This is a genomic window from Flavobacterium sp. SM2513, from assembly GCF_050908145.1.
In the GTDB taxonomy this organism is placed as follows: Bacteria; Bacteroidota; Bacteroidia; order Flavobacteriales; family Flavobacteriaceae; genus Flavobacterium.
In genome coordinates this window covers 3,765,001-3,772,500 of record NZ_CP194228.1, presented here as the reverse complement: position 1 = coordinate 3,772,500, position 7,500 = coordinate 3,765,001, and the positions used below count along the sequence as shown (strand labels likewise).

Annotated in this window: 6 protein-coding genes, 2 tRNA genes and 2 rRNA genes (2 of these 10 cut by a window edge); 4 read left to right on the top strand and 6 right to left on the bottom strand. The window is 41.7% G+C overall.

Annotated elements, in window-relative coordinates; all coding sequences use genetic code 11:
- From istB to ACQ5J2_RS16150, 6 genes are all read right to left on the bottom strand, one after another.
- Window positions 1–251 carry the 5' portion of an IS21-like element helper ATPase IstB gene (istB, locus tag ACQ5J2_RS16175; RefSeq protein WP_432670668.1) on the bottom strand. It extends 484 nt beyond the left edge of the window, so only the first 251 of its 735 coding nucleotides appear in the window; its start codon is at window positions 249–251; its stop codon lies off the left edge, out of view.
- A gap of 21 nt (window positions 252–272) precedes the next feature.
- A complete protein-coding gene (gene istA / locus ACQ5J2_RS16170; RefSeq protein ID WP_432670667.1) occupies window positions 273–1,832 on the bottom strand; it encodes an IS21 family transposase in 1,560 nt (519 codons plus the stop codon).
- A 100-nt stretch (window positions 1,833–1,932) separates the two neighbouring features.
- Complete coding sequence (locus tag ACQ5J2_RS16165) at window positions 1,933–2,163, bottom strand: IS3 family transposase (RefSeq protein ID WP_432671513.1); 231 nt, start codon at window positions 2,161–2,163, stop codon at window positions 1,933–1,935.
- A 43-nt stretch (window positions 2,164–2,206) separates the two neighbouring features.
- Window positions 2,207–2,611, bottom strand: a complete 405-nt coding sequence (locus tag ACQ5J2_RS16160) for a DDE-type integrase/transposase/recombinase (RefSeq protein ID WP_432671512.1) — start codon at window positions 2,609–2,611, stop codon at window positions 2,207–2,209.
- A gap of 73 nt (window positions 2,612–2,684) precedes the next feature.
- Window positions 2,685–2,876: a hypothetical protein gene (locus ACQ5J2_RS16155; RefSeq protein WP_432671510.1), complete on the bottom strand. Its 192-nt coding sequence runs from the start codon at window positions 2,874–2,876 to the stop codon at window positions 2,685–2,687.
- A 97-nt stretch (window positions 2,877–2,973) separates the two neighbouring features.
- Window positions 2,974–3,270, bottom strand: a complete 297-nt coding sequence (locus ACQ5J2_RS16150; RefSeq protein ID WP_432671508.1) for a transposase — start codon at window positions 3,268–3,270, stop codon at window positions 2,974–2,976.
- Window positions 3,271–4,052: 782 nt separating this feature from the next.
- Between ACQ5J2_RS16150 and ACQ5J2_RS16145 the strand changes: the two genes are divergently transcribed.
- The 4 genes from ACQ5J2_RS16145 to ACQ5J2_RS16130 form a co-directional block, all read left to right on the top strand.
- A 16S ribosomal RNA gene (locus tag ACQ5J2_RS16145) occupies window positions 4,053–5,568 on the top strand.
- Window positions 5,569–5,654: 86 nt separating this feature from the next.
- A tRNA-Ile gene (locus tag ACQ5J2_RS16140) sits at window positions 5,655–5,728 on the top strand.
- Window positions 5,729–5,838: 110 nt separating this feature from the next.
- Window positions 5,839–5,912 (top strand) — tRNA-Ala (locus ACQ5J2_RS16135).
- A gap of 115 nt (window positions 5,913–6,027) precedes the next feature.
- Window positions 6,028–7,500, top strand: a 23S ribosomal RNA gene (locus tag ACQ5J2_RS16130) (it continues 1,411 nt past the right edge of the window).
- The 16S and 23S rRNA genes sit together here with 2 tRNA genes alongside, the layout of an rRNA operon.

The window sequence follows — 7,500 nt, the reverse complement described above, 5'->3', positions numbered from 1 at the left end:
CGATCAATATTGCGATCACCGGTATAGCTTATCTCCTCTAATGATGCCTGATAATGGAACTTTGCATTTTTGAGTAATCGCTCGGTTCGGCTGTTATTACGCCCGTTGTCTTCAGATTCGATGAGCCAGGCAATGAACTCATCGTTGGTAAAAGTGTCCTGATTTCTGGTTTCGAATGAAGATTCATACGCTCTTTTCATTCCGTTTAAACGCATTTTCTGCATCTTTTCAATAGTGGCATTTGTATTCATAATTTTATTTTATTTAAAATGTTAAGCATAATATTTTGACCCTCTGATATTGTCATGGTTAGAAATTGATATATTGAATGAATCGGCATGTTCCTCTTCTTTATCAAGTCCTCTCTCTAAAATATTTTTGATAGAATTGTAGCTGATAGCATCATAGTTCAGTGCCCGTTTACAGGCGTTGTCCAAACGCTGCTTTCCTATCTTGGACTCCATGCTCAATATTCCCATACAACTCTTGTAGCTCTGTTCAGGATACTGCTTTTTATCCAATATTTTCTCGATATACTCCTTTGTATGACTGCCTATTTTTTGTGCCCATGCAATAAAATATTCCGAACTCCAATCGCTATTATAGGTGTGATTGACGGGCATGTGTTCCTTTAGGGTTACATAATGATAAGCCTTGCGGCTGCGTGGATGAAGTGCAATTCGGGCTTGGTTGTGGTAGATTTCCACCACGCTTTGGGTAAGAACCATTTTCACTTTCTTTCCGATATAGGCGTTGGGTACGCTGTAATAGTTTTTGTCCGCAGAATAATAGGCATGACAGTTCTTTTGTACGGTGGCGATTTTGTAGTCTCTAAGCTCATATTTCTCTATAGGCAATGACTTTAAAGCATCCTTTTCAATTTCTAAAAATAGAGCTGTACGACTACTATGTTTCTTTTGAAAAGGGGTTTGGTTGTAAATCAAAAGAAGCTTCTTTATAGCCAAATTCAATTCAGCAATGCTATAAAATTCTTTATCTCTTAAGGCAGCATATATGCGGGTATAAGTGATATTCACGGCACCTTCAACTAAAGATTTATCCTTGGGTTTCAAGGCTCTTGCAGGCATAATTGAAGTGTCGTAATGCGAAGCAAAGCAGGCAAATTGTTCGTTTACATGCGGCTCGTATCTATTGGATTTGGTTACTGCTGATTTTAAATTGTCAGGAATAATGCAAGCTGGGACCCCTCCTAGATAATGCAAACAGTTTTGAACACTACCTATAAAATCGGGAATCTGCTGCGAAAAAGAGGCTTCTACATAAGTGTATTGGCTTGCACCAAGGGTGGCAACAAAGACTTCCACTGGCTTTAGTTCACCGGTTTCCTTGTCGATGATGTGGAGTTTTTTGCCCGCATAATCTATGAAGAGTTTTTCTCCAGCTTTGTGGGTAGTGGGCATGTACCCTTCTGATTTTCGGTTCCATTTGTTATAATGGTCGCAGAACTGACTGTACATAACCCCCTGCGGATGCTTTGTCTTGTACTCAGTCCAGAGAATCTGACGGGTGACACCCACACGCTTTAATTCCTTTTCGATATAAGGAAAAATGGAATGTAAATCTTTGTGAATCTGCTCTCTATTAAGTAAATCTAACTCATTGGGAACTTCGAAGAGCTCAGATAATTCATCTCCTTTGAGTTCAAGGAGTTCCTTGAAGCAAATTCCAGACTTCTCTATCAAACAAAGATATTTGATGATTGTTGTCCTTGATTTTCCAAGGCTTTTGGATATTTGATTGTTCGAAAGACCATTGTCCTTCAGCCTGATGATTTCTCGTATCATAATTGATCCTATTGATTTATTAGCCATACCCATGTGATTAGATCACAAAGTAGGACAAAAAATCATCATCAAAACTGTTCACTTTGAACCGGAATCACGGTGTACAGTTTGCTCCGGAATTACCTGTTCAGTTTAAACCGGAATCGGGTGTACAGTTTGCTCCGGAATATCCAATTGTCATATATTTTAAAGCTGAATGTCTCCTTTTTTGATTGTACCAGAGTTCAATGTATTCAAAAACTTGAAGTTTCATTTGTTCTTTTGTGATGAGCTTATTGCCGTAGATTAATTCCGCGTTCAATGATTTAAAAAAGCTCTCTGCCACGGCATTATCCCAATAATTTCCTGTTCTGCTCATGTTTCGAGTTACTTTATATGAGTCTAAAACATTTGCAAATTTGTTATTGGCATACTGGACACCTCGTATCCGACCCGAGAGCTCTGCTCGAACTGGCGAAGCAACGAAAAATTAATCCCTTGTTTACATTTCTGTTTCTAATTGCCATTTTCCATGATGCTAAAGTTGTTTGCTTCGCCTGTTCGCTATCGCTCGGGTCATTTGTACTCATTCCATCATTTAAGCTCCAGCCGATGATTTTTCTGTCATACAAATCCATTACCGTTGTCAAATACAAAAAACCTTCTTTAGTATGAATATATGTAATGTCCGAAACCCATGCTTTTGAGGACTGAGAAACCACAAGTTGTTTATTTAACACATTTTCAACAAGTAAATAGTTGTGTTTAGAATCGGTGGTAATCTTGAATTTTTTGCTCAACTTACTTTTTAAACTAAGTTCTCTCATGTATTTTGCGACTGTAATTGCTTCGCCAGTTCGAGCAAGCTCTCGGGTCTTGAAATTTTATACACTAAAAAATTTACTTCCATTGTAATTGCTTCGCCAGTTCGAGCATAGCTCTCGGGTCGTGGACTTCCGTACCGTTGTTTGGATTCAAAATAAAGGGCTTAATTTTTTCTTTTAAAACAGTCTTTTTCTGAAGTCTTTTAGAAGTAGCAGCAATTATCCACCGGTAATAGCCACTCTGTCTGACCTTTAAAACTTTACGCATCTTTTCAATCGGAAATATTTTTCTATTATTTGTAATAAAATCAAATATCATCGACCGCTCTTGGAAATCGAAGATTCATGAATACAAAAAAACAAACTTAAACACATGAATAAAAAATGCCCACTGCTTTTTTTAATATATCCCGTTCTAATTCAGCTTCTTTCAGTTTAGCCTCTAATTCGCTAATCAATTTTTGCTCTGCTGTTTGTTTTAAAATCCCATTACCAGGAAAGCTACCACTGCCAAATTTATCGTAATCTTTACGCCACTTATAAAGCATAATAACACGGATGCCTAATTCTCTGGCTAATTCAGTAATGTTCGAACGTTCATTGCTTAGTTCTACAGCTTTTATCTTAAATGCTGCGTCATAAATTTTTCTCTCTTTTGTCATAAGTTAAAATTAAGGTTTTTTCTCTTAACTTAAACTCCCAGCTAAATTAGTATATCCAGACCGCAAATATCTAAGTACTTCCATCTTTAAATCTTTGTATCGCTACATCCATCCACAAATCCCTTTATTTATAAAAGAACTTTTGCTTGCAACTCTCATTATTCTAATGCTTTAAAAAATACTTTACAATTACTTTACAAAGACGCTTGTATAAGAGAAAAGAAGTGTTACTTTTGCACCCGCAATAAGGCGCAAGTTCATACAAATACTGACATTCCCCCTCAAGAAAAGGATTAGAAATAATCTAAAAATAAATTTGCGAGATGAGAAAAGAAGTATTAGTTTTGCACCCGCTAACAAGGCAAAGTTCATCAGACATTTTGAGGTTAAGAATTGGAGAGAATAAGCTTAAAAATATTTTCAAAAAGGCTTGCCAGAAATAAAAGAAGGATTTACCTTTGCACCCCGCAAGAGAGGATGTTCATTGAGAGATTGAGTAAGTAATAGAGAAGAAAAAGGGAAGCGAAAGTTTTCAAAAAAACTTCAAAAAAAGCTTGCCAGATTAAAAATAAGATGTACTTTTGCACCCGCTTCGAGAAACACGCTAAGTGAAAAACGAAACGAAAACAAGAATGACACGTTCATAGACATATTGAATTGACAGCCGTTTTGAGAAGAGATTCTCAGAACAAAGAAAAAAAGAGTAAGGTAAATCGTTAAGATTTACGAGTTAGAAATTCGTCAACAATTAGAGGCTTGATTTATTAAGTCTCACACAATATACGATGAAGAGTTTGATCCTGGCTCAGGATGAACGCTAGCGGCAGGCTTAACACATGCAAGTCGAGGGGTATAGAGAGCTTGCTCTCTAGAGACCGGCGCACGGGTGCGTAACGCGTATGCAATCTACCTTTCACAGAGGGATAGCCCAGAGAAATTTGGATTAATACCTCATAGTATATCGAGTTGGCATCAACATGATATTAAAGTCACAACGGTGAAAGATGAGCATGCGTCCCATTAGCTAGTTGGTAAGGTAACGGCTTACCAAGGCAACGATGGGTAGGGGTCCTGAGAGGGAGATCCCCCACACTGGTACTGAGACACGGACCAGACTCCTACGGGAGGCAGCAGTGAGGAATATTGGTCAATGGAGGCAACTCTGAACCAGCCATGCCGCGTGCAGGATGACGGTCCTATGGATTGTAAACTGCTTTTGTACAGGAAGAAACCCTACTTCGTGAAGTAGATTGACGGTACTGTAAGAATAAGGATCGGCTAACTCCGTGCCAGCAGCCGCGGTAATACGGAGGATCCAAGCGTTATCCGGAATCATTGGGTTTAAAGGGTCCGTAGGCGGCCTAGCAAGTCAGTGGTGAAATCTCCCCGCTCAACGGGGAAACGGCCATTGATACTACTAGGCTTGAATTATTAGGAAGTAACTAGAATATGTAGTGTAGCGGTGAAATGCTTAGATATTACATGGAATACCAATTGCGAAGGCAGGTTACTACTAATTGATTGACGCTGATGGACGAAAGCGTGGGGAGCGAACAGGATTAGATACCCTGGTAGTCCACGCCGTAAACGATGGATACTAGCTGTTGGGCGCAAGTTCAGTGGCTAAGCGAAAGTGATAAGTATCCCACCTGGGGAGTACGAACGCAAGTTTGAAACTCAAAGGAATTGACGGGGGCCCGCACAAGCGGTGGAGCATGTGGTTTAATTCGATGATACGCGAGGAACCTTACCAAGGCTTAAATGTAGATTGACCGGTTTGGAAACAGACTTTTCGCAAGACAATTTACAAGGTGCTGCATGGTTGTCGTCAGCTCGTGCCGTGAGGTGTCAGGTTAAGTCCTATAACGAGCGCAACCCCTGTTGTTAGTTGCCAGCGAGTCATGTCGGGAACTCTAACAAGACTGCCAGTGCAAACTGTGAGGAAGGTGGGGATGACGTCAAATCATCACGGCCCTTACGCCTTGGGCTACACACGTGCTACAATGGACGGTACAGAGAGCAGCCACTGGGTGACCAGGAGCGAATCTACAAAACCGTTCTCAGTTCGGATCGGAGTCTGCAACTCGACTCCGTGAAGCTGGAATCGCTAGTAATCGGATATCAGCCATGATCCGGTGAATACGTTCCCGGGCCTTGTACACACCGCCCGTCAAGCCATGGAAGCTGGGGGTGCCTGAAGTCGGTGACCGCAAGGAGCTGCCTAGGGTAAAACTGGTAACTAGGGCTAAGTCGTAACAAGGTAGCCGTACCGGAAGGTGCGGCTGGAACACCTCCTTTCTAGAGAAAGACGCAATAATAACGAAGTAAGTTAGACTTACTTTACTCTTTTCGCTGTTGATTTAAAAAAAAAAGTAATAAAACAGAGTCTCGTAGCTCAGCTGGTTAGAGTACAACACTGATAATGTTGGGGTCGGCAGTTCGAGTCTGCCCGGGACTACTATTTTATACTTAAAGGAAATTTTAGAGGTTGAGAAACCAGTTTACAGTATACGGTATACAGTTTACAGTACATTGCGACTGAAAGACTGTTAACTGACAACTAAAAACGGGGAATTAGCTCAGCTGGCTAGAGCGCCTGCCTTGCACGCAGGAGGTCAACGGTTCGACTCCGTTATTCTCCACAATTCCGAAAGGAAACCCGTTCATTGACATATTGAGATAAGAAAATATTTAATAAGTAGAAAGAAACGCTTTTATGTAAATAGAAGCACACAAGTATATTAATTTATACTGGTACAATAAGCAAAATAAGGGCGTATGGGGAATGCCTAGGCTCTCAGAGGCGATGAAAGGCGTGATAAGCTGCGAAAAGTTACGGGGATGAGCACACATCAGACGATCCGTAAATACCTGAATGGGGCAACCCAATACATTGAAGATGTATTACTCCGATAGGAGGGCAAACCCGCTGAACTGAAACATCTAAGTAGGCGGAGGAGAAGAAAACAAAAGTGATTCCGTAAGTAGTGGCGAGCGAACGCGGATTAGCCCAAACCAATGTTGTTACGGCAATGTTGGGGTTGTAGGACCACGACATTTTATGCATGCAGAACCGGAATAACCTGGAAAGGTTAACCAAAGAGGGTGATAGTCCCGTATGGGTAATAAATGTAATAGATAGTGGTATCCTGAGTAGGGCGGGACACGAGAAATCCTGTCTGAATTTGGCGGGACCATCCGCTAAGGCTAAATACTCCTGAGAGACCGATAGTGAACCAGTACCGTGAGGGAAAGGTGAAAAGAACCGTGAATAACGGAGTGAAATAGATCCTGAAACCATACGCTTACAAGCGGTCGGAGCCCTTTCGTGGGGTGACGGCGTGCCTTTTGCATAATGAGCCTACGAGTTAACGTTGCTGGCAAGGTTAAGTGGTTAAGCCACGGATCCGTAGCGAAAGCGAGTCTGAATAGGGCGCTTTAGTCAGTAGTGTTAGACGCGAAACCGTGTGATCTACCCATGGACAGGTTGAAGCTGTGGTAACACATAGTGGAGGACCGAACCCGTTGACGTTGAAAAGTCTTGGGATGATCTGTGGGTAGGGGTGAAAGGCCAATCAAACTCGGAAATAGCTCGTACTCCCCGAAATGCATTTAGGTGCAGCGTTATGCGTAAAGTTATATAGAGGTAGAGCTACTGATTGGATGCGGGGGCTTCACCGCCTACCAATTCCTGACAAACTCCGAATGCTATATAATGTTTCATAACAGTGAGGGCTTGGGTGCTAAGGTCCAAGTCCGAGAGGGAAAGAACCCAGACCATCAGCTAAGGTCCCCAAATATATACTAAGTTGAAAGAACGAGGTTTGTCTGCCCAGACAGCTAGGATGTTGGCTTGGAAGCAGCCATTCATTTAAAGAGTGCGTAACAGCTCACTAGTCGAGCGGACGAGCATGGATAATAATCGGGCATAAGTATATTACCGAAGCTATGGATTTACAATTTATTGTAAGTGGTAGGGGAGCATTCTCACAGGGTAGAAGGTGTATCGTAAGGTATGCTGGACCGGTGAGAAAAGAAAATGTAGGCATAAGTAACGATAATGCGGGCGAGAAACCCGCACACCGAAAGACTAAGGTTTCCACAGCTATGCTAATCAGCTGTGGGTTAGTCGGGACCTAAGGCGAACCCGAAAGGGACAGTCGATGGACAACGGGTTAATATTCCCGTACTTGTTATAACTGTGATGGGGTGACGGAGTGATGAAAGCGC

Bases quoted from the DNA above. Each gene is read 5' to 3' on its own strand.
- istA (WP_432670667.1), bottom strand. From the start codon at position 1,832: ATGGCTAATAAATCAATAGGATCAATTATGATACGAGAAATCATCAGG.
- ACQ5J2_RS16165 (WP_432671513.1), bottom strand. From the start codon at position 2,163: ATGAGCAGAACAGGAAATTATTGGGATAATGCCGTGGCAGAGAGCTTT.
- ACQ5J2_RS16160 (WP_432671512.1), bottom strand. From the start codon at position 2,611: ATGAGAGAACTTAGTTTAAAAAGTAAGTTGAGCAAAAAATTCAAGATT.
- ACQ5J2_RS16155 (WP_432671510.1), bottom strand. From the start codon at position 2,876: ATGCGTAAAGTTTTAAAGGTCAGACAGAGTGGCTATTACCGGTGGATA.
- ACQ5J2_RS16150 (WP_432671508.1), bottom strand. From the start codon at position 3,270: ATGACAAAAGAGAGAAAAATTTATGACGCAGCATTTAAGATAAAAGCT.